Annotated in this window: 19 protein-coding genes; 12 read left to right on the forward strand and 7 right to left on the reverse strand. The window is 73.5% G+C overall.

Annotation, left to right across the window (positions count from 1 at the left end):
• Positions 1 to 40: 40 nt before the first annotated feature.
• Positions 41 to 1,339, forward strand: coding sequence for a DUF6986 family protein (locus R2E43_RS33070; protein ID WP_093455594.1), 1,299 nt, complete (start codon positions 41 to 43; stop codon positions 1,337 to 1,339).
• Here R2E43_RS33070 and R2E43_RS33075 read toward each other — a convergent pair.
• Positions 1,320 to 2,153, reverse strand: coding sequence for a hypothetical protein (locus R2E43_RS33075; RefSeq protein ID WP_332056822.1), 834 nt, complete (start codon positions 2,151 to 2,153; stop codon positions 1,320 to 1,322). The two genes, R2E43_RS33070 and R2E43_RS33075, sit on opposite strands and share 20 nt — an antisense overlap.
• 69 nt (positions 2,154 to 2,222) lie before the next feature.
• Complete coding sequence (locus R2E43_RS33080) at positions 2,223 to 3,299, reverse strand: LacI family DNA-binding transcriptional regulator (protein WP_003977752.1); 1,077 nt, start codon at positions 3,297 to 3,299, stop codon at positions 2,223 to 2,225.
• A gap of 213 nt (positions 3,300 to 3,512) precedes the next feature.
• Here R2E43_RS33080 and R2E43_RS33085 point away from each other — a divergent pair, with 213 nt between their 5' ends.
• From R2E43_RS33085 to R2E43_RS33095, 3 genes are all read left to right on the forward strand, one after another.
• Complete coding sequence (locus R2E43_RS33085) at positions 3,513 to 4,466, forward strand: ROK family protein (RefSeq protein WP_011027561.1); 954 nt, start codon at positions 3,513 to 3,515, stop codon at positions 4,464 to 4,466.
• A gap of 95 nt (positions 4,467 to 4,561) precedes the next feature.
• Positions 4,562 to 4,756 carry a hypothetical protein gene (locus R2E43_RS33090; protein WP_030864755.1) on the forward strand — a complete coding sequence of 65 codons (195 nt, stop codon included), beginning with the start codon at positions 4,562 to 4,564 and terminating at the stop codon, positions 4,754 to 4,756.
• A 167-nt stretch (positions 4,757 to 4,923) separates the two neighbouring features.
• Positions 4,924 to 5,967: an NUDIX hydrolase gene (locus tag R2E43_RS33095; protein ID WP_003977755.1), complete on the forward strand. Its 1,044-nt coding sequence runs from the start codon at positions 4,924 to 4,926 to the stop codon at positions 5,965 to 5,967.
• Positions 5,968 to 6,100: 133 nt separating this feature from the next.
• Here the strand turns inward: R2E43_RS33095 and R2E43_RS33100 are convergent, their stop codons facing one another.
• Entirely contained in the window at positions 6,101 to 7,456 is a 1,356-nt protein-coding gene (locus R2E43_RS33100; RefSeq protein ID WP_003977756.1) for a dipeptidase, read from the reverse strand.
• 144 nt (positions 7,457 to 7,600) lie between these two features.
• On the opposite strand from R2E43_RS33100, the gene R2E43_RS33105 reads away from it, so the two are divergent.
• From R2E43_RS33105 to R2E43_RS33115, 3 genes are all read left to right on the forward strand, one after another.
• Entirely contained in the window at positions 7,601 to 8,869 is a 1,269-nt protein-coding gene (locus R2E43_RS33105; protein ID WP_003977757.1) for a geranylgeranyl reductase family protein, read from the forward strand.
• A gap of 404 nt (positions 8,870 to 9,273) precedes the next feature.
• Entirely contained in the window at positions 9,274 to 10,521 is a 1,248-nt protein-coding gene (locus R2E43_RS33110; protein WP_011027559.1) for a sensor histidine kinase, read from the forward strand.
• Positions 10,518 to 11,183 (forward strand): response regulator transcription factor, encoded by a 666-nt coding sequence (locus tag R2E43_RS33115; protein ID WP_332056823.1) that lies wholly within the window; start codon positions 10,518 to 10,520, stop codon positions 11,181 to 11,183. Before R2E43_RS33110 ends, R2E43_RS33115 begins: the two co-directional genes overlap by 4 nt.
• On the opposite strand, the gene R2E43_RS33120 is transcribed toward R2E43_RS33115, so the two are convergent.
• Positions 11,144 to 11,428 (reverse strand): DUF6332 family protein, encoded by a 285-nt coding sequence (locus tag R2E43_RS33120; RefSeq protein WP_136208213.1) that lies wholly within the window; start codon positions 11,426 to 11,428, stop codon positions 11,144 to 11,146. The two genes, R2E43_RS33115 and R2E43_RS33120, sit on opposite strands and share 40 nt — an antisense overlap.
• A gap of 75 nt (positions 11,429 to 11,503) precedes the next feature.
• Here R2E43_RS33120 and R2E43_RS33125 point away from each other — a divergent pair, with 75 nt between their 5' ends.
• Positions 11,504 to 11,902 (forward strand): MarR family winged helix-turn-helix transcriptional regulator, encoded by a 399-nt coding sequence (locus R2E43_RS33125; RefSeq protein WP_016325625.1) that lies wholly within the window; start codon positions 11,504 to 11,506, stop codon positions 11,900 to 11,902.
• Between the two features lie 23 nt (positions 11,903 to 11,925).
• On the opposite strand, the gene R2E43_RS33130 is transcribed toward R2E43_RS33125, so the two are convergent.
• The 3 genes from R2E43_RS33130 to R2E43_RS33140 form a co-directional block, all read right to left on the reverse strand.
• Positions 11,926 to 12,666, reverse strand: a complete 741-nt coding sequence (locus R2E43_RS33130) for a maleylpyruvate isomerase family mycothiol-dependent enzyme (RefSeq protein WP_136208215.1) — start codon at positions 12,664 to 12,666, stop codon at positions 11,926 to 11,928.
• A gap of 77 nt (positions 12,667 to 12,743) precedes the next feature.
• Positions 12,744 to 13,919 carry an MFS transporter gene (locus tag R2E43_RS33135; protein ID WP_136208216.1) on the reverse strand — a complete coding sequence of 392 codons (1,176 nt, stop codon included), beginning with the start codon at positions 13,917 to 13,919 and terminating at the stop codon, positions 12,744 to 12,746.
• A 138-nt stretch (positions 13,920 to 14,057) separates the two neighbouring features.
• On the reverse strand, positions 14,058 to 15,080 hold the full coding sequence (locus tag R2E43_RS33140; protein WP_003977764.1) for a LacI family DNA-binding transcriptional regulator: 1,023 nt from the start codon (positions 15,078 to 15,080) through the stop codon (positions 14,058 to 14,060).
• 278 nt (positions 15,081 to 15,358) lie between these two features.
• Between R2E43_RS33140 and R2E43_RS33145 the strand changes: the two genes are divergently transcribed.
• From R2E43_RS33145 to R2E43_RS33160, 4 genes are all read left to right on the forward strand, one after another.
• Positions 15,359 to 16,720: an ABC transporter substrate-binding protein gene (locus tag R2E43_RS33145; protein WP_332056824.1), complete on the forward strand. Its 1,362-nt coding sequence runs from the start codon at positions 15,359 to 15,361 to the stop codon at positions 16,718 to 16,720.
• Positions 16,717 to 17,652, forward strand: a complete 936-nt coding sequence (locus R2E43_RS33150) for a carbohydrate ABC transporter permease (RefSeq protein WP_189282815.1) — start codon at positions 16,717 to 16,719, stop codon at positions 17,650 to 17,652. The genes R2E43_RS33145 and R2E43_RS33150 overlap by 4 nt, the downstream gene beginning before the upstream one ends.
• A 2-nt stretch (positions 17,653 to 17,654) precedes the next feature.
• Entirely contained in the window at positions 17,655 to 18,548 is an 894-nt protein-coding gene (locus R2E43_RS33155) for a carbohydrate ABC transporter permease (RefSeq protein ID WP_003977767.1), read from the forward strand.
• Between the two features lie 63 nt (positions 18,549 to 18,611).
• On the forward strand, positions 18,612 to 20,693 hold the full coding sequence (locus R2E43_RS33160) for a glycoside hydrolase family 2 protein (RefSeq protein WP_210984076.1): 2,082 nt from the start codon (positions 18,612 to 18,614) through the stop codon (positions 20,691 to 20,693).
• Positions 20,694 to 20,700: the final 7 nt, after the last annotated feature.

Below are 20,700 nucleotides of genomic sequence, written 5' to 3' on the forward strand. Positions count from 1 at the left end.
ATTCCGTTCAGCGGAAAAACGAACATCAGGAGGGTGTCGAATGGGTCAGCAGGAGAAGGTGGCAACGAGCCTCGCGGGCGCCGTCGGCGAGGAGATCAGCGCCTCCCTCGCACCGGTCGACGCGGAGCTGGAGCGCCGCTACCCCGGAGACCCGGGCACCCGCCAGCCCGTCCACACCGTCTACGTCCCCGGTGACGTCTTCGCCGCCGGCACCGTCCGCTCCTGGGGCGACCAGGCCCTCGCAGCCCTCGACGAACACGCCCCGGACGCCGCCTCCTTCGCCGCCGTGCTGGGGCTCTCCGACGACCTCGCCGAGCCCGTGTACTCCCGCGTACGCGCCAAGCTGGAGCGCGAGCCGATCGAAGACCTGCGCGTCGACTTCGAGGACGGCTACGGCAACCGCTCGGACGCCGAGGAGGACGAGGCGGCCGCCCGCGCCGCCCGGCTGGTCGCCGAGGCGTACGAGCAGGGCACGGCCGCCCCGTACATGGGCATCCGCATGAAGTGCATGGAGGCGCCGGTGCGCGCCCGGGGCATCCGTACCCTCGACGTCTTCCTCAGCGGCCTGACGGAGGCCGGCGGCCTGCCCGACGGGCTGGTCCTCACCCTCCCCAAGGTGACCTACCCCGAGCAGGTCACCGCCATGGTGCGGCTCCTGGAGGCCTTCGAGAAGGCGCGCGGCCTCACGCCCGGCCGGATCGGCTTCGAGATCCAGATCGAGACCAGCCAGTCCATCCTCGCCGCCGACGGCACCGCCACCGTCGCCCGGATGATCCAGGCCGCCGAGGGCCGCGCCACCGGTCTGCACTACGGCACCTTCGACTACAGCGCCTGCCTCGGTGTCTCCGCCGCCCACCAGGCCAGCGACCACCCGGCCGCCGACCACGCCAAGGCGGTCATGCAGGTCGCCGCCGCCGGCACCGGCGTACGCGTCTCGGACGGCTCGACCAACGTCCTGCCGGTCGGCCCCACCGCGCAGGTCCACGACGCCTGGCGGCTGCACTACGGCCTCACCCGCCGCGCCCTGGCCCGCGCCTACTACCAGGGCTGGGACATGCACCCCGGCCACATCCCCACCCGCTACGCCGCCGTCTTCGCCTTCTACCGCGAGGGCTTCGAACAGGCCGCCGCCCGCCTCGCCCGCTACGCCAACCGCACCGGCGGCGACGTCATGGACGAGCCCGCCACCGCCAAGGCCCTCAGCGGCTACCTGCTGCGCGGCCTGGACTGCGGCGCCCTCGACATCGGCGAGGTCGCCCGGCTGACCGGCCTGACCCGCGCCGACCTGGAGGGCTTCTCGGGCCCGCGGCGCGGCGACCTCACGGCGTCGGCGCAGTAGGCCCGGCCGACGGCGTCCGGCTCCCGGCGAAGGGGTCCTGCGGCCCGGAGCCCACGTACCGCTCCAGGCCGGACGCCGTCACCCGCCCCTCCTCGGCGAACAGCCGCGTCCCCCGGTCGCACAGCCGCCGGTCCGCCCGCGCCCGCGCGCTGAACTCCTCGGGCGTCGCCCCGAACAGCTCCCGCAGCCGGGCCGACCCGTGCAGCAGCTCGGTGATCAGGGGCCGCTGCGCCCCCGGATGCCGGCGCGGCGCGCCGGTGCCGTCGTGCAGGACGCCGTGGCGGTTGACGTACGCGTACGCACCGCCCAGCACCGAGCCGTCGCCCGGCTCGACGCGCACGTCGGGCGCGGGCAGCCAGACCCGGTCGAAGTTGCCGCCCGCCATCGGGACGCCCTCGCTCGCGTCGATCACCGCGAGCTGCTCGGCGTCGAGCCACAGGACGAACAGCTCCCGTACGGTGCCGGGGGCGCCCACCGGCGAGGCGGACACGTAGCCCATCCGGCTCACGTGCGCGGAAACCCCGATGTCCAGCCCGGTGACCCGGGACCTGACCATCGGGATGGGCGAGTCGGTCCCGAACTCGGCCATCTTGTGCCGCAGCTGTGCCGGGCTCGCGTTGGACCCGATGGCCAGCACCGGGACCCGGCCGTCCTCCTCGTCGTACACCGGCCGGTCCAGCGGCAGCAGCCGGTCCCCGTCCAGCAGCCCGGACTCCCGGGGCCACGCGCCCGGGTACAGCAGCGGCTCCTCGCGCGGCACTCCGGCCAGCCCGAGCGCCCGCAGCGTCCGGTCCTCGCCGGGAGGTCTCGACACGGTGTGATGCTCCTCGTGGCTGTGGCTGTGGCTGTGGCTGTGGCTGTGGCTGTGGCTGGCGCTGTGCGCTCAGCCCGACGGCGGCAGCTCGCCGGAGCCCCGGGTGACCAGCCTGGTCGGCAGTTCGATGCGGTCGGGGGCGAGGAGGGAGCCGTCCAGCTGCCGGAAGAGCCGCTCGGCGGCGGTGCGGCCGAGGGCGGCCGCGTCCTGCGCGACCACGGTGACGCCCGGCTGGAGCAGGTCGGCCAGCTCGATGTCGTCGAAACCGACCAGGGCGACGCCCCGGGTGTGCTCGGCCAGGACCCGGATCACGGTGACCGTCACCCGGTTGTTGCCGGTGAAGATCGCGGTGACCGGCTGCGGGTCGGCGAGCATCTCCTCGGCCGCCCGGCGCACCCGCACCGGATCGGTGACGCCCAGGGACATCCAGGAGTCCTCGACCGGTATGCCCGCGTCCTCCATCGCCGCCCGGTAGCCGCGCAACCGCTCGGCGGCGGTGTGGATGCGGGGCATGTCGCCGATGAAGCCGATCCTGCGGTGCCCGTGCGCGATCAGGTGGGCCACGCCGTCGCGGGCACCGCCGAAGTTGTCGGAGACCACCACGTCCGCGTCGATCTGGCCCGCCGGACGGTCCACGAACACCGTGGCGACGCCCGCCTTCAGCTCGGGCTCCAGATACCGGTGGTCGTCCCCGGCGGGGATCACCACGAGACCGTCCACGCGCCGCGCGCACAGGGCGAGCACCAGCTCCTGCTCGCGCTCCGGGTCCTCCGCGCTGGACCCGTTGATCAGCAGGGCGCCGTGGGCCCGGGCCACCTCCTCCACGGCGCGGCTGAGCGGCCCGTAGAACGGGTCCGCCAGATCCTCCAGGACCAGGCCGATGCTCGCGGTGCGGCCCTTGCGGAGCACCCGCGCGCTGTCGTTGCGGCGGAAGCCCAGCGCGTCGATGGCCTCCTGGACGCGTCGCTCGGTCTCCGGGGTGACGCCGGGCTCGCCGTTGACCACCCGGGAGACGGTCTTGAGGCCGACTCCCGCCCGGGCGGCGACGTCCTTCATGGTCGGGCGGTTGCCGTAACGGTTCCCGGGGAGGCGGTCTGCGCGGCGGGTCGTGTCGGGCACGATGCGGTGTCCTGTCCTGTCGTCCACGGGATTGCGTCGGCTCCTGCTGTCCGGGGGGATGTGTCGGTCATGGGCTTGTATGAGGATGTGGCGTCGAGCATAGAGCCTGGACAACGTTGTCAGATGCGGGAGACACTGTCCATCGCACTCTCCGGCCCTCGTCCCCACCCCGGGGCCGGTCGCCGCGCGCTCTTGTGTACGGCTTTTTCGCTTTCGGTCCGACGGGGAGATCCGACTCTGATGCACACCGACCTCGTGGCAGCGCTGGACATCGGCGGCACCAAGATCGCCGGCGCGCTGGTGGACGGCCACGGCCGCATCCAGGCGCGCGCACAGCGTGCCACACCCGCCCGGGAGGACGGTGACACCGTGATGCGGGCCGTCGAGGACGTGCTCGCCGAACTGACCGTGTCGCCCCTGTGGGGGCGGGCCTCGGCGGTCGGCATCGGCAGCGCCGGTCCGGTGGACGCCTCGGCCGGCACGGTCAGCCCGGTGAACGTGCCCGGCTGGCGCGACTACCCGCTGGTCCGACGGGTCCAGGCCGCCGCCGGCGGCCTGCCGGTGGAGCTGATCGGCGACGGGGTGGCCATCACGGCGGCCGAACACTGGCAGGGCGCCGCCCGCGGGCACGACAACGCGCTGTGCATGGTGGTCTCGACCGGCGTCGGCGGCGGACTGGTGCTGGGCGGCCGGCTGCACCCCGGACCGACCGGCAACGCCGGCCACATCGGCCACATCAGCGTCGACCTGGACGGCGACCCCTGCCCCTGCGGTGCGCGCGGCTGCGTGGAGCGCATAGCGAGCGGCCCCAACATCGCCCGCCGCGCGCTGGAGGCCGGCTGGCTGCCCGGACCGGACGGCGACACCTCCGCCGCCGCGGTCGCCGCCTCGGCGCGCCTCGGCGACCCCGTGGCCGTCGCCTCCTTCGAACGGGCCGCGCAGGCACTGGCCGCCGGTATCGCCGCCACGGCGACCCTCGTCGAGATCGACATCGCCGTGGTGGGCGGGGGAGTGGGCAAGGCGGGGGACGTCCTCTTCGCCCCGCTGCGCAAGGCCCTCACCGACTACGCGACGCTGTCCTTCGTCCAGCGCCTCGCGGTCGTCCCCGCCCAGATGGGCACGGACGCCGGACTGGTCGGCGCGGCCGCCGCGGCTCTGACGAGGACGGCGGACGTGACCGCCGCCCACGTCTGAGCCCCGCGCCACGGCGGCCGGGCGGACTCCGGGGCACGGGGCGACTCCCGCGGTCCTGCCCGTGACCCCGGGGCGGCGGCGTAGTTGAACGGGGCATGAAGAAGCGCAGCATCCTCGCCCTCGCGACCCTCGCCACCGGCTTCGTCGTCGCGGCCGTCAGCCCGTCCCACGCCGCCCCGGGCGATCTCCCGCTCAATCTCGGGGTGGACGACACCGTCAGTACCCTGGAGGACACCGTCGCCACCGAGAGCCTGACCCTCGAGGACGACGCCCTGGGACAGCTGGGCTGACACCCCGGACCGGGCCGACGCGCCCGGTCGGGTCCACACGGCGCCGTCGCCCCCGAGGGGGCGTCGGCGCCGCTGTCATATGCCCTTTCCCACGTCACCGGCCGGGCTGGTTTCCGTGGCGGGGTGAAGCGGGCAAGCCACAGTGGGCCAACAGAAGAGGGGGACCTGTGACCGTCGTCTGGATCAACGGCGCGTTCGGTGCGGGGAAGACCACCACCGCACGGGAACTGATCGAACTGATCCCGAACAGCACGCTCTTCGACCCCGAGGTCGTCGGCGGGGCACTCGCGCACCTGCTGCCGCCCAAACGCCTGGCCGAGGTGGGCGACTTCCAGGACCTGCCGATCTGGCGCCGACTGGTGATCGACACGGCGGCGGCGCTGCTCGCCGACCTCGGCGGGACGCTCGTGGTCCCGATGACCCTGCTGCGGCAGGAGTACCGGGACGAGATCTTCGGCGGTCTCGCCGCCCGCCGGATCGAGGTCCGGCACATCCTGCTGGCCCCGGCCGAAACGATCCTGCGCGAGCGAATAGCGAGCCGGGAGGTGCCGCGGGACCTCCCGGACGGCGAGCTGCGGACACGGCAGTGGTCCTACGACCACATCGAGCCCTACCGCGCCGCCCTCGCCTCCTGGCTCACCGCCGACGCCCATCCCGTCGACACCGGCGCCCTCACTCCCTACGAGGCCGCCGCCCGGGTCGCCGAGGCCGTCGGCTCGGGTGCCGTGCCGGCCTGCGAGATCGTCCAGACTCCTGAGCCCACCGGCGAGACCGTCGCCGCCGGGGTCCTGCTCTTCGACGAGCGGGACCGGGTCCTGCTCGTGGACCCCACCTACAAACCCGGCTGGGAGTTTCCCGGCGGCGTCGTCGAACCCGGGGAGGCGCCCGCCCGCGCCGGCATGCGCGAGGTCGCCGAGGAGACCGGCCTCAGCCTCCGGGACGTACCGGCCCTGCTGGTCGTCGACTGGGAACCACCGGCCCCTCCCGCCTACGGCGGCCTGCGGCTGCTCTTCGACGGCGGCCGGCTCGACGCAGCGGACGCCGGCCGGGTGCTGCTGCCCGGCCCCGAGCTGCGCGACTGGCGCTTCGCCACCGAGGACGAGGCCGCCGGCCTGCTGCCCCCGGTCCGCTACGAGCGGCTGCGCTGGGCGCTGCGGGCCCGGGAACGCGGCGCCGCCCACTATCTGGAGGCGGGCACGCCGGTCGGCTGACGCCGGCCTGGAGGCGGGCGGCCGACGCCGGCCCACGGCCCCGTACGTCCGCGCCGACGGCGACGGCACGGTCCCGGTCGACGCCGGGCGCACCGAGTGGCGCACCCCCGTCGACCAGCGACCGCGTCCCGGCTCAGCTCGCCGCGTAGTTGCGCAGGAAGTGCGCCTCCGCCACCGACAGCCGCTCCAGCTCCTCCGGGGACACGCTCTCGTTCACGGCGTGGATCTGCGCCTCCGGCTCGCTCAGGCCGATCAGCAGGATCTCCGCCTGTGGGTAGAGGGACGCCAGGGTGTTGCACAGCGGGATGGAGCCGCCCTGACCGGCGTACTGCATCTCCTCGCCGGGGTACGCCACCGCCATCGCGTCCGCCATGGCCTGGTACGCCGGGCTCGTGGTGTCGGCGCGGAAGGCCTGGCCCTGGCCGATCTGCTCGACGGCGACCCGGGCGCCCCACGGCGTGCGCGTCTCCAGGTGGGCCTGGAGGAGCTTGGTCGCCTCGGCCGCGTCCACGCCCGGCGGCACCCTCAGGCTCACCAGCGCCCGCGCGCCCGCCTGCACCGACGGGGTGGCGCCGACGACCGGCGGGCAGTCGATGCCGAGCACCGTGACGGCCGGCCGCGCCCAGATGCGGTCGGCGACCGAACCGGAGCCGATCAGCTCCACGCCGTCGAGCACCCGCGCGTCCCGGCGGAACTGCTCCTCGTCGTAGGCCAGGCCCTCCCACGTGTTGTCCGCCGCCAGACCGTCGACGGTCGTCGAGCCGTCCTCGGCCCGCAGCGAGTCCAGTACGCGGATCAGGGCGGCCAGCGCGTCGGGCGCCGCGCCGCCGAACTGGCCGGAGTGCAGGTTGCCTTCGAGCGTGTCGACCTTCACGCGCAGCAGCGTCATGCCGCGCAGCGTGGAGGTGACCGTCGGCAGGCCGACCCGGAAGTTGCCCGCGTCGCCGATGACGATGGTGTCGGCGGCCAGCAGCTCAGGGTGGGCCTCGGCGTACCGCTCCAGCCCGCCCGTGCCCTGCTCCTCCGACCCCTCGGCGATGACCTTGACGTGCACCGGCACGCCCCCGTTCGCCTTCAGCGCGCGCAGCGCGAGCAGGTGCATCAGCACACCGCCCTTGCAGTCCGCGGCGCCGCGCCCGTACCAGCGGCCGTCGCGCTCGGTCAGCTCGAACGGCGGAGTGGCCCAGCCCGCCTCGTCCAGCGGCGGCTGCACGTCGTAGTGGGCGTAGAGCAGCACCGTCTTCGCGCCCTCGGGCCCCGGCAGGTACCCGTACACCGACTGCGTGCCGTCCGGCGTGTCCAGCAGGGCCACGTCCTGGAAGCCCTCGGTGCGCAGGGCAGCCGCTATCCAGTTGGCGGCACCCTCGCTCTCACTGCGCGGGAACTGGTCGAAGTCGGCCACCGACTTGAAGGCCACCAGCGCGGCGAGTTCCTCCTTCGCGCGGGGCATCAGCGAAGCGACGGTCTCGGCGACCGGATTCGACGACATGGGCACGCTCCTTGTGGGTGCGACGTTGTACCAAGGAGTACTTGGAATGACGGGCCGATCCTCCCACAGTGGCCTGCGGCGATGCCCGCCGTAGGATGCGGGGGTCAGGTGCGGCATGCGGTTTGATCGGAGCAGTAGACCATCGTGAGCAGCGAGAACTCTTCGGCGGACGACGCGCGTCAGGTCTGGGACGTGGTCGTGGTGGGCGCGGGACCGGCGGGGGCCTCGGCCGCCTACGCGGCGGCGGTCGCGGGGCGGCGCGTCCTGTTGCTGGAGAAGGCCGAGCTGCCCCGCTACAAAACGTGCGGCGGCGGCATCATCGGGCCCTCGCGCGACACCCTCCCGCCCGGCTTCGAGCTGCCCTTCCAGGACCGGGTGCACGCGGTGACCTTCTCGAACAACGGGCGCTTCACCCGGACCCGGCGCTCCCGGCAGATGCTGTTCGGGCTGATCAACCGGCCCGACTTCGATCTGCAGCTCGTCGAGCACGCCCAGAAGGCGGGCGCCGAGCTGCGCACCGGCGCGACCGTGACCCGGGTGGAGCAGCACGGGTCGGCGGTGCCGGACCGGCGTACGGTCGCCGTCGTCCTCCAGGGCGGTGAGACGGTGCTGGCCCGGGCCGTGGTCGGCGCGGACGGCAGCGCCAGCCGGATAGGCGCGCACGTCGGGGTGAAGCTCGACCAGGTCGACCTCGGCCTGGAGGCGGAGATCCCGGTGCCCGAGACGGTCGCCGAGGACTGGAAGGGCCGGGTGCTCATCGACTGGGGCCCGATCCCGGGCAGTTACGGCTGGGTCTTCCCCAAGGGCGACACGCTCACGGTCGGGGTCATCTCGGCGCGCGGCGAGGGCGCCGCGACCAAGCGGTACCTGGAGGACTTCGTCGCCCGGCTCGGGCTCGCCGGATTCGAACCGAGCGTCTCCTCCGGCCACCTGACGCGCTGCCGCGCGGACGACTCGCCGCTCTCGCGCGGCCGGGTCCTGGTGTGCGGGGACGCGGCCGGGCTCCTGGAGCCGTGGACCCGCGAGGGCATCTCCTTCGCGCTGCGCTCGGGACGGCTCGCGGGGGAGTGGGCGGTGCGCATCTCCGAGGCCCACGACGCGGTGGACGCGCGCAAGCAGGCCCTGAACTACGCCTTCGCGATCAAGGCCGGGCTGGGCGTGGAGATGAGCGTCGGCAAGCGGATGCTGACGGTGTTCGAGCGCCGGCCCGGCCTCTTCCACGCGGCCCTCACCGGGTTCCGTCCGGCCTGGAAGGCGTTCAAGGACATCACGCAGGGCTCGACCTCGCTGGGCGAGCTGGTCCGCAGCCATCCGCTGGCCCAGCGGGCGCTGGGGGCGATGGACCGCCGGTCCGAGGCGGCCGAAGCGTCCGCCCGGTCCGCGTCGCCCGCGGGCGAGGAGACCGGCGCCTGACCGCGGGTGCCCGGCCGTCGGCGGCGGTCCGGCCGAGTCCGGCTGCCCGCGCCCGCCCGGTCAGGGCCTGACCGGGCGGCAGCACCGGAGCACGGACCTGGCCGAGCCGGTGGTGCCACCGAGCCGCGGCCCGGCCGGCCCACCGGACGGACGCCGCCTCTTCCCCCTCCCCCCGACCCGCCGCCCGGGACCGTGGCGGCGAGGGCGGCTTGCGGGGCCGAGCCGTCCGCCACCCGGCGGGCCGCCTCGCCCGTCCGGTCGGCCCGGCGTGCCCCGACCATCCGGCCGCGGGTCCGCGCCGTGGCGGCTCACGGGCCGTGGAGGGCCGTACTTCGCCGGGAGTACGCGTGATCACCACGCGCGGGTGACGCCGCCCGCCCGGCCCGGCGTCTAGCGTGGCGGTCATGGACGGACAGCGCGAGCGCGCGGGCCGGGCACCGCAGTGGTGGTGGCACGGGCCCCCGTGGTGGAACCGGCGGGGCGACGAGGAACAGCGCCCCGCCCGGCCCTGGCGCTCCACCGTGCTCGTCACGGCGTTCGTGCTGGTCGGCTCCAGCTTCGCCGCCCACGCCCAGGAGGCGGAGCGGGCCGCACTGGACCCCTTCGCGCGCGTACTGCTCTTCGTGACGGGAGCCGCCCTGCTGTGGCGGCAGCGGTACCCGGTGCCGGTCGTGTTCGGCACGGCGGTCACCACTCTGGTCTACCTCGGCGCCGGATACCCGTACGGCCCGGTGTTCGTGGCCGTCGCGGTGGCCTGCTTCAGCGCCGTCGTCACCGGGCACCGCAGGGCCGCGTGGGCGGCGATGGGCACCCTGTGGGCCGGGCACGCCCTGGTGGCGCACTGGCTCTACCGGTGGCTGCCGCCGTCCGGGGACTCGGCCGCGTCCTGGGGACAGGAGCTCGTGATCGCCACCTGGGTGGTGGCCATCGCCGCCCTGTCGGAGCTGGCCCGGGCCCGCCGCGAGCAGTGGGCGCGGGAGCGGGCGGAGCGGGCCCAGGCGGCACGCCGGCGCGCGGACGAGGAGCGGCTGCGGATCGCCCGCGAGCTCCACGACGTCCTCGCGCACAGCATCTCCGTCATCAACGTGCAGGCAGGCGTCGGACTCGCCCTCCTGGACACCGACCCGGAACAGGCCCGCACCGCACTCACCACCATCAAGGACCAGAGCAAGGAAGCGCTCGGCGAGGTGCGGCAGGTACTCGACACCTTGCGCACCCCCGGGGACGCGCCGCGCGCTCCGGCCCCCGGTCTCGACCGGCTCCCGGAGCTGGTCGAGCAGGCGGCGGGCGCGGGCCTCACCGTCGAGGTGGAGGGGAAACCGCCGCGCCTGTCGCCCGGTACCGACCTCGCGGCGTTCCGCATCGTGCAGGAGGCGCTCACCAACGTCGTACGGCACTCGGGCTCGCGGCACGCGCGCGTCCGTCTCGGCCGGGACGGCGGCACGCTGCTGCTGCGCGTCGACGACGACGGTCCCGCGACGGGCGCCGAGGCGGGCGGCAGCGGCAACGGGCTGGCCGGGATGCGGGAGCGCGCGGCGGCGCTGGGTGGCACCATCGAGGCGGGCCCGCGCCCCGACGGCGGCTTCCGGGTCCTGGCGGCTCTGCCGATCGACGTGAAGCACCCGAACCGCACGAAGGAGGACGACCGGTGATCCGCGTACTGCTCGCCGACGACCAGTCACTGGTTCGGGCCGGCTTCCGGGCGCTGCTGGACGCGCAGCCGGACATCGAGGTGGTCGCGGAGGCCGCCGACGGCGAGGAAGCGGTGCGCTCGATCCGCGAACTGCGCCCCGACGTCGTCCTCATGGACATCCGCATGCCCCTGCTCGACGGCCTCACCGCGACCCGCCGGATCACCGGTGACCCGGGGCTGCCCGACGTGAGGGTGGTCATGCTCACCACCTTCGAACTCGACGAGTACGTCTTCGAGGCGATCCGCTCCGGTGCCTCCGGCTTCCTGGTCAAGGACACCGAACCCGAGGAACTCCTGCGTGCCGTGCGGGCGGTGGTGGACGGCGACGCGCTGCTGTCGCCGGGGGTGACGCGGCGCCTGATCGCCGAGTTCGCGGTCCGTTCCAAGGAGCCGGCGGCGGCCGGCGAGATGGCCCGGCTGACCGAACGGGAGCGCGAGGTGATGGCCCTGGTCGGCATCGGTCTGTCCAACGAGGAGATCGCCCGCCGACTGGTCGTCAGCCCGCTGACCGCCAAGACCCACGTCAGCCGGACCATGGTGAAACTCGGTGCCCGTGACCGGGCCCAACTGGTCGTCCTGGCCTATGAGTCGGGGCTGGTGCGGCCCGGCTGGCTCGGCTGACCGCCGCGCGCGAACCGGACCAGCACGCTCACCACCCGGACGGCGAACACCACCACGGCGAGCACCATGCCCGCCCCGACGAGCGCGGAGCGCACCCCGCCCGTCAGGCCGAAGAGATACGCGGGCCCGGCCACGGCGCCGAACAGCACAGCCGCCGCGAACGCCGCGCTGCACAGCGCGTAGCCGATTTCGACCGTGACGGCGTCCCGCTCGTCCTGCGTGCGCCGTCGCCCGTGGGTTTCCATGGCGGCAAGTCTCCCGGAGCGGCGGCGTTTCGGCCGCGCGGTGTCCGGCGCGCGGAGCTCTGCTACGGTGCGCGGATGGCGGCGAAGAAGGCCGAACAGGCGCTCGTGACCCGGTGGCGCTCGATCCTGGTCCTCCATGCCCGCGTCCAGTGCGAACTCGACCGTGCGCTGCACGGACACGGCCTGTGCGGAAGCGACTTCGAGGTCCTCGACGTCCTGGCCGGCACCCCGGACGAGGACGGCTCCGGCTCCTGCGGATACCGCGTCCAGCAGATCTCCGAGCGGGTCCACCTCAGCCAGAGCGCGCTGTCGCGGCTGGTCGCCCGGCTGGAGAAGGACGGTCTCGTCGAGCGCTCCCTGTGCCCCGAGGACCGGAGGGGCGTGCGGGTGGCGCTCACGCCGAAAGGACGTGCCCGGCACGGTGAGGCGCTCCCGGTGCAGCGGGCGGTGCTGCACCGGATGCTGGCCGGCTGACCGGCGCCGCCGGGACACCCCCCTCAACTCCAGGTGACGCCCGACCGCTCGCGCCTCAGCGCGGCGAGCGAGCCGTCGCCGGTCACCTCCGGGAACGGCCGGCGGTTCCACAGCGCGGGGTAGAGGTGTGCGGCGGGGCCGGACAGTTCGCAGTCGGCGGTCCCGGCGGCCTCCCGCACGGTCACCGGCGGCTGCGCGGACAGCCGTACGGTCCACACGGCGTCCGCCGCGTCCGTCGCCCGCACCCGCAGCGTGCGGGGCTCCTCGGTGCGCACGGCGCTCTTCGGACGGGCGTGGAAGGCGCACAGCAGCTCGTCGATGCCGTCCACCGCGAAGTCCACGCCGATGCCGGTGGCCCCACCGCCGCACGCCGACTCGGCGTCGAGCCGGTGCACCGTCGTCTCGTGCGCCTGCCGCCTGGCCCAGAAGGCCAGCGGTGACGGCGCGGGCAGGAACTGCCAGCACCGCACGCCGGGCGCGGCGCCGGTGAGGGTGTCGACGAGCCGTGCGTGTCCGTCCCGGAACCAGCTCACCAGCCGGGCGCCGTCCAGGGCGGGCGGGTCGTCGGCACGCCGGGGACCGGTGTGCCCCTCGGCGACGAAGGCCGTCGCCCAGCGGTGCACCATCCCGGTGTGCCGCAGCAGGTCCCGCACGCGCCAGCCGGGGCAGGTCGGCACCTCGGCGTCGCTGCCCGCCGCCTCGGCGGCCTCGGCCAGCAACGCGCCCTCACGGTCCAGGATCTCGACGTACGCCGCGGTCTTCATGCCAGGGAGTGTGCCGCATGGAGCGCACTCGACGGCAGGCCTTCCCGGCACCTTCCCTTCCCCGGGTGGCGCCCGGCTCAGCCGGGCACCGCGGCGCGCCGTGTGGCGACCGCGACCAGCACCGCCACCGCCGCGAGCACCGCGACGCTGGTGAGGGCGGCCGGCAGGGAGAACCAGTCGGCCATGAAACCGATCGCGGGCGGACCGAGCAGCATGCCGCCGTAGCCCAGCGTGGACGCGGTCGCGACCCCGCTCGGGCCGCCGAGCGCGCCGGCCCGCTCGATCGCGACCGGGAAGATGTTGGCGAGTCCGAGGCCGGTGATCGCGAAGCCGAACAACGCCGCCCACACGGAAGGGGCGAGCGACCCGAGCAGCATGCCGGCCACCGCGGTGGTGCCGCCCGCCACCACTGTGGCCGTCCGGCCCAGGCGTTCCAGCAGCGTGGTCCCCGTCAGCCGGCCGACGGTCATGGCGAGGGCGAAGCACGAGTAACCCGCTGCCGCCAGACCCGGGGAGGCGTCGAGGTCCTGCTCCAGGTGCAGGGCGCCCCAGTCGGCCATGGCGCCCTCGCCGTAGGCGGTGCACAGGGCGATCAGGCCGAAGGTGACGACGAGGCGACGGGTACGGCGGTCCGGGCGGCGCGGGGTGCCGTCGTCCTCCTCGGGAGTGCGGTCCGGCGGCGCGGCGGGCTCGCAGCGCAGCAGGGCCCGGCCCGCGACGAGGGTGACCAGCAGGCCGGTCACGGTGAGGGCGAGCAGGTGCCGCGTCGGCGACAGCGCCCCGGCGACGAGACCGCCGAGCCCCGCGCCGACCATGCCGCCGAGGCTGAACGCCGCGTGGAAGCTGGGCATGATCGGGCGCCCGAGTACGGCCACCAGGTCGACGGCGGCGCTGTTGAAGGCGACGTTGATCCCGCCGTACGCGCTGCCGAAGACCAGCAGGACGGCGCCGAGGGCGAGGGCGGAGTGGGTGAGCGGGGGCAGGGCGATGCTGAGGCAGAGCAGGACCGCGCAGGCGACGGTGACGGGATGGCTGCCGTAGCGGCGGACCAGCCGTCCGGTGAGCGTCATGGTGACCACGGCGCCCGCCGAGACACCGAGCAGGGCGAGCCCCAGAGCGCTGGCGGAGGCGCCGGTCTGCTCCTTGATGGCGGGGATCCTGACCACCCAGCCGGCGAAGACGAAGCCGTCGAGGGCGAAGAAGGCGGTCAGGGCGATTCGGAGACGGGTGAGGTCGTCGCGGGAGCCCGGCACGACGTTGTGCGATCGGGCTTTGTTTATTTGCGGCACAAAGTCAGGCTAGGCGCGGGACCGGGGACGCGGCAAGGGTGGCCGGGGCCGCGGGGCCGCGGGGCCGCGGGGCCGCGGAGGCGGGCGGGAGCCCGCGCGTGGTCAGTCGGCCGGTGCCCCTGCCGTGCTCTCCCGCACCAGCAGCCGGTGCGGCGCCTTGGCCTCCGTCGGTGCGGGCGCCGAACCGTCGATCACGCCGAGCAGGGTGCTGACCGCCGTGCGCGCGATCGCGGCCTTGTCCGGGGCGACGGTGGTCAGTGACGGAGAGCTGTACCGGCCCTCCTGGATGCCGTCGACCCCGACGACGGCGATGTCCTCGGGCACCCGTACCCCCGCCCGGGCCAGCGCGTGCATGGCGCCGATGGCGAGCAGGTCGTTGTAGCAGAAGACCGCGTCGGGCGGCTCGGGCAGGGCGAGCAGCCGCTCCATGGCCTGGGCACCGAGATGGCGGTGGAAGCGCGGGGTGGGGACGATCAGCTCCTCGTCCACGGTGAGCCCGGCGCGTTCCAGCGCCTGGCGGTACCCGGTGGTACGCAACTGCGCGGTCTCGCCGGTGCTGTAGGGCTGGTCGCCGATCGCGGCGATCCGTCGGCGGCCGAGGCCGACGAGGTGTTCGGTCGCGTCCCGGGCCGCGGCGACGTTGTCGATCGCCACGTGGTGGAAGCTTCCGTTGAAGATGTGCTCGCCGAGCAGCACGACGGGCACCCGGTTGGTGCGCCGGCGCAGCTCGTCCGCCGAGATGGACAGCGGGCTCAGCAGCAGACCGTCGAACATCGTGGCGCGGGACTCACGGCCCAGCAGTTCCCGCTCGCGTTCGCCGTCGCCGTCCGTCTGGTCGAGCATGACCACGTACCCGTGGGTGCGGGCCGCGGTGATCACCTCGCGGGCCAGTTCCGCGAAGTACGGCACGTCCAGCTCGGGAACGACCAGCGCGATCATGCCGCTGCGGCCCCGGCGGAGATTGCGGGCCACCAGGTTGGGCCGGTAGTCGAGTTCGTCGAGCGCGGCCTGCACCCGGACCCGCAGTTCGTCGGAGACGGGCACCGACCCGTTGACCACGTTGGACACGGTGCGAATCGAGACTCCGGCGCGTCGGGCGACGTCGCGGAGCGTGGAGCCGGCCATCCAGTTCCCCCTCACGGCCCCCGCGGGGCCTCGGTCGGCAGCATCTCGTGTTCGCGCCGGTGTGGACCAGCGCAGATGCAGGTTGATGTTACTCAGCTATTGCATCGTTGCAAAAGGCGACGCATCATCTCTGCATCGTTGCAAAGTGCGGCGGCGGACGGGACCTTCGTGCCGGCCGCCGCGCCGCCGACGACGCCTGCGCGCGTTCACGTCCACTCCTGCTCAGCCACTCCCCTTCGCGCACCCCAGCCCGCATTTCCGACCGAGGAGCCGTGCTCATGTCCAGATCATTCGTCCCGCGGCGCAGCGTTCTGCGCGGCGCGCTCGGCGCCGGCGCGCTCGCCGCGGCCGCCGGTCCCCTCGCGGCGTGCGCCCCCGGCTCCTCCGGGTCCGAGCCCCGCAAGCTCACCGGGACGCCGAGTGCGTCGGCCAAGGGCGAGATCACCATCTGGAACCGCTCCGGCGACCTGTTCAAGGTCTTCGACGCGGCGATCGACGCCTTCCGCAAGGCCTACCCGGACATCAAGGTCAACCACCAGGCCGTAGACATCGACGCCAAGCTCGCCAACACCCTGATCAGCGGCACCGATCTGCCCGACGGCAGTTTCTGGGACGACGCCAAGATCGGCGGCCAGGCGGAGCACCTGTACGACCTGACGGACCTGATAGCGCCCTACCGCGACAGGACCTCGGCGTACAAGCTCTCGGTCAACACCGTCGGCGGCCGGATCTACGGCGTGCCCTGGGACCTCGACCCCGGACTGCTCTGGTACCGGGAGGACCTGCTGGAGGACGCGGGCGTCGACCCGGCCGGGCTGAAGACCTACGACGACCTGCTGGCGGCGGCGCGGTCGCTGCGGGAGAAGAACCCCGCGGCCCGCCCCCTGCACATGGAGAAGGACCCCCTCCTCGGCCAGCTCTGGCTGGAGATGCTCGCGGGCCAGCAGGGCACCAGCCTCGCCGACGCCGACGGGCAGGTGCGGCTGGACTCCAAGGAGTACCGCAACGTCCTCAACTGGGTACGCGACGCCGTCGACGACGACCTGGTCACCCACGCCGAGTACCTCAAGCAGGCCGACCTCGCCGCCCTGGAGAACGGTCAGCAGGCCCTGGTCCCCTGGGCGGTGTGGTGGTCCTTCGCCCCGCAGCAACTGCTGAAGAAGGGCAAGGGCAAGTGGCGGGCCGCGCCGCTGCCGGCCTGGACGCCGGGCGGGGCGCGCAGCGGCGCCATGGGCGGCAGCAGCTTCATCATCCCGGCGAAGGCGAAGAACCCCGAACTGGCCTGGTTGCTGTACGAGTTCCTGTGCTTCAAGGAGCCCGGCTACAGCGCGGTGTACGGGCCGAGCGAGGTCTACCCGGGCGGACTGACCACCTCCGTGCCGAGCTACGGGCCCGCCCGCCGCCCCGACAAGCCGCTGTTCGAACCGGTGGCCGCGCTCGGCGGACAGGACCTGTGGAAGGTGGCCGTGGACGCCGCCGACACCATCCCGTCCGCCGCGCCGATCCCGGCCTGGTGGGCCAAGTCCGTCGACTACCTCGGCAACAACCTCCAGCGGCTCATCGAGGGGAAGATGTCCCCCGACGACGTCATCGACGACTCCACCAAGAAGATCCAGCGCAACCTGGTGGACCGCGCATGACCTCCGGCACCCTCACCCCGCCCCGCAAGGAGCGAGCGGCACCGGACGCGCCGCGCCCCGCCCGCCGCTCCCGCCGCAAGCCCTTCCTCGCGCCGTACCTCTTCGTCGCGCCGTTCTACGTCGTCTTCGCTGCCTTCGGCCTCTACCCCCTCGTCTTCGCCCTCCAGTTGAGCTTCACCGACTGGAAGGGGGCGGGCGAGGCGAACTTCATCGGCCTGGAGAACTACACCTACCTGCTCACCAGCGAGGAGTTCTGGTCCTCGCTGGGCAACAGCGCGGTGATGTGGCTGCTGATCGTGCCCCTCCAGATCGTCGGGGGCCTGGCCGCGGCCGTCCTGCTGGCCAACGCGAAGCTGCGGCTGCGCGGCATGTTCCGGGTCGCCTTCATCGCGCCGTTCGTCACCCCGCTGGTGGCCATGGCCCAGGTCTGGATCGTCGCCTTCGACACCGACTACGGGCTGGTCAACCACCTGTTCAACTCCGTCGGCCTGCCGGACGTCGACTGGCTCCAGTCGACCGTCTGGGCCAAACCGACGCTCGCGCTGCTGTTCCTGTGGAAGACCACCGGATTCGCGATCATCATCCTGCTCGCCGGACTCCAGGCCGTGCCCGGCGACGTGTACGAGGCCGCCGCCCTCGACGGCGCCTCCCGCAAGCGGCAGTTCTGGTCGCTGACCCTGCCGCTGGTCCGGCGCAGCATCGCCTTCCTCGTCGTGGTGCAGACCCTCGCGGTGTTCCAGATGTTCGCCGAACCGTTCGTCGTCACCCAGGGCGGCCCGTACGGCTCGACCACCACCGGCGGGCTCTACCTCTACAACCACATCCTGGCGTCCGACCTCGGGACCGGCGCCGCGAACTCCTTCCTGCTCGTGCTGCTGGTGTTCGCCCTGTCCCTGCTGTCCGTGCGCCTGCTCCGCTCCCGAGACGAGTGACCATGACCAGCCTCATGACCAGCCGGACCGAGAAGCCGGGCAGGAGCCTGTCCCAGCCCCGGCCCGGGCCGCTCCAGTACCTGGTGCTCGGCCTCCTCGCCCTCGTGTTCGTCTATCCCATCTGGTGGGCCGTCAGCTCCTCGCTGAAGCCGCCGACCGACATCGTCCGCGACCCGCTGTCCTTCTCGCTCGGCTCGGCCACCCTCGACAACTACCGGGCGATGTTCGACGACGTGCCGATCGGCACCGGGTTCGTCAACACCGTGCTCGTCGTGGCCGTCAAGGGCGCGATGACCATGTTCTTCTGCCCGCTGGCCGGCTACGCCTTCGCCAAGTACCGCTTCCCGGGCAAGAACCTGCTCTTCGGCGTGCTGATGCTCACGCTGATGCTGCCGACCCTGGTGCTGGTCATCCCGCTGCTGCTGGAGATGAGCCAACTCGGCTGGGTCAACACGTACCAGGCGCTGATCCTGCCCGGCAGCATCGACGCCTTCAGCATCTTCTGGATGCGGCAGACCATCGCCGCCGTGCCCGACGAACTCCTCGACGCCGGACGCGTGGACGGGGCGAGCGAGTTCGGCATCTTCGCCCGGATCGTGATGCCGGTCATCCGGCCGGGCATCGCCGCGCTCGGCGTCCTGACCGCCATGAACATCTACAACGACTTCGTCTGGCCGGTCGTCGCCGTCAACGACGAGAGCCACCAGACGCTGCAAGTCGTGCTGTCCACGCTCGCGCAGAACGTCACCGGCAACCGCGTCGGCGCCGACTTCGCGACCGTCTGGGGCGAACTGCTCGCCGCCGGGAGCATCGCGATGCTGCCCGTGCTCGCCCTGTTCGTCCTGCTGCAACGCCACTTCATCAACGGGATCCTCGCGGGCAGCGTCAAGGGCTGAGCTTCCCCCCCCCGTACGCCGCCGACCGCCCCGCAGCCGCACCGAATCGGAGCACACACGCCCATGACCACCCCCCGTCCCGAGTACCCCCGCCCGCACTTCGACCGGTCCCACTCCTGGCTCACCCTCAACGGCACCTGGGACTTCCGCGCCGACCCCGCCGAGGCGTACTCCGCCGACGCGTCCGACGGCTACGACCGCGCCATCACCGTGCCCTTCGCCTGGGAGACGCCCGCCTCCGGCATCGCCGAGCACTGGCTCCGGACCGCCTGGTACCGGCGCACGTTCACCGTGCCGGCCGACTGGGCCGGACAGCGCGTCGTGCTGCACTTCGGCGCCGTGCACCACGCCGCCACGGTCTGGGTGAACGGCACCGAGGTCGCCCACCACGAGGGCGGCTACACCCCCTTCGCCGCCGACGTCACCGACGCCCTCGGCGACGGCGAGCACCAGCTCACGGTGCGGGTCCACGCCCCCGCCGACAAGCGGGACATCGCCCACGGCAAGCAGCGCAGCATGCCCCGCGACGACTACGACGGCGTCTGCTTCACCCCCTCCTCCGGCATCTGGCAGAGCGTCTGGCTGGAGGCCCGCCCCGCCACCCACCTCGCCGCGCTCCGGCTGCGCCCGAACGACGACCTGACCGGCATCACCGTCGAAGCCGTCGTACACGGCCCCGCGGCCGACCGCGCCGAACTCCGGCTGCGGGTGCGCGACGAGGACACCGCCGTCACGGCGACCCTGGACCCCGACGGACGGCTCGCCACCGAACTTCCGCTCTCCGCACCCAGGTTGTGGTCTCCGGAGGACCCGCACCTCTACCACGTGGACGCGGAGCTGTCCTCCGCCGACGGCACCGACCGGGTCGCCGCGTACACCGGTCTGCGCACCGTCACCGTCGACGGCGAGTCCCTGTACCTCAACGGGCGGCGGCTGTTCGTACGCGGTGTGCTCGACCAGGGCTACTGGCCCGAAACCGGCATCACGGCTCCCGACGACGCCGCCCTGCGCCGCGACATCGAGCTCGCGGCCGAGGCCGGCTACAACCTCGTCCGCAAGCACCTCAAACTGGAGGACCCCCGCTTCGCCCACCACGCCGACACCCTCGGCATGCTCCTGTGGGCCGAACCCGCCTCGCCCGGCCGCTTCTCGCCCGCCTCCACCGCCGCCTTCGCCGAGCAGATCGAGCCCATGGTCGAGCGCGACGGCAACAGCCCCGCCATCGTCATCTGGGGCCTGTACAACGAGGAATGGGGCCTGGACTGGGACATCCCCGGCGACCCGGCCAAGCAGCGCGCCACCGCCGACGCCTACGACCGCCTCAAGGCCCTCGACGCCACCCGCCCGGTCGTCGACAACTCCGGCTGGACCCACGTCAAGACCGACCTGCTCGACTGGCACTACTACGACGAGAGCGCCGCCTCCTGGGCCACCACCGTCGCCGACCTGCTCTCCGGCGAACGCGACGACTTCCCCGTCAAGCTCGGCCCCGACTTCGTCGTCCACAAGAAGCTCGCCGTCCCGGGTCAGCCGCTGCGCGGCCTGCCCAACCTCAACAGCGAGTACGGCGGCGGCTTCACCGGCCTGGACCGCGCCTGGCACCTGCGCTGGCAGACCCAGGAGCTGCGCCGCCACGACCGGCTCGCCGGGTACGTGTACACGGAGCTGTACGACATCGAGCACGAGAGCGCCGGGCTGCTGGACTTCGGGCGCGGGGCGAAGGACCTGGCGGGCGTCGACCCGGCCCACGCCAATGCGCCCACGACCCTCGTCCTGGACGTCACGCCGGTGGCACCGGGCCGCGACCTGCTCACCACCGGCCCCGACTTCACGGTCGACGTGCACGTCTCCCACCACGGCGACGACCCGGTCGCGGGCACGGTGCACACCACCTGGACCCCGGTGTACGCCAGGACGCCCGACGCGCCCGGCGACGCCGTCCCCGGCTGCCGCGCGGAGGCCAAGCCGTACGTCCTCGGCGCCGCCGTCACGGTGCCCGCCGCGCTGCCCGACGGCTGGACCAGCGGCCGGCTGCACCTGGCGCTGGTCGTGGACGGCACCGTCGCCGCCCGGACGGCGCTGGACGTGGACACGCGGACCGACCCGTACATCGGCGACGACCCGCAGGCCCGCCCCACCGCCTGACCTCCGG

It is taken from the genome of Streptomyces violaceoruber (assembly GCF_033406955.1).
In the GTDB taxonomy this organism is placed as follows: Bacteria; Actinomycetota; Actinomycetes; order Streptomycetales; family Streptomycetaceae; genus Streptomyces; species Streptomyces violaceoruber.

Coding starts and splice junctions, on each gene's coding strand:
- R2E43_RS33070 (WP_093455594.1), top strand. CDS start 41: ATGGGTCAGCAGGAGAAGGTGGCAACGAGCCTCGCGGGCGCCGTCGGC.
- R2E43_RS33085 (WP_011027561.1), top strand. CDS start 3,513: ATGCACACCGACCTCGTGGCAGCGCTGGACATCGGCGGCACCAAGATC.
- R2E43_RS33090 (WP_030864755.1), top strand. CDS start 4,562: ATGAAGAAGCGCAGCATCCTCGCCCTCGCGACCCTCGCCACCGGCTTC.
- R2E43_RS33100 (WP_003977756.1), bottom strand. CDS start 7,456: ATGTCGTCGAATCCGGTCGCCGAGACCGTCGCTTCGCTGATGCCCCGC.
- R2E43_RS33110 (WP_011027559.1), top strand. CDS start 9,274: ATGGACGGACAGCGCGAGCGCGCGGGCCGGGCACCGCAGTGGTGGTGG.
- R2E43_RS33120 (WP_136208213.1), bottom strand. CDS start 11,428: ATGGAAACCCACGGGCGACGGCGCACGCAGGACGAGCGGGACGCCGTC.
- R2E43_RS33125 (WP_016325625.1), top strand. CDS start 11,504: ATGGCGGCGAAGAAGGCCGAACAGGCGCTCGTGACCCGGTGGCGCTCG.
- R2E43_RS33130 (WP_136208215.1), bottom strand. CDS start 12,666: ATGAAGACCGCGGCGTACGTCGAGATCCTGGACCGTGAGGGCGCGTTG.
- R2E43_RS33140 (WP_003977764.1), bottom strand. CDS start 15,080: ATGGCCGGCTCCACGCTCCGCGACGTCGCCCGACGCGCCGGAGTCTCG.
- R2E43_RS33145 (WP_332056824.1), top strand. CDS start 15,359: ATGTCCAGATCATTCGTCCCGCGGCGCAGCGTTCTGCGCGGCGCGCTC.
- R2E43_RS33150 (WP_189282815.1), top strand. CDS start 16,717: ATGACCTCCGGCACCCTCACCCCGCCCCGCAAGGAGCGAGCGGCACCG.
- R2E43_RS33155 (WP_003977767.1), top strand. CDS start 17,655: ATGACCAGCCTCATGACCAGCCGGACCGAGAAGCCGGGCAGGAGCCTG.
- R2E43_RS33160 (WP_210984076.1), top strand. CDS start 18,612: ATGACCACCCCCCGTCCCGAGTACCCCCGCCCGCACTTCGACCGGTCC.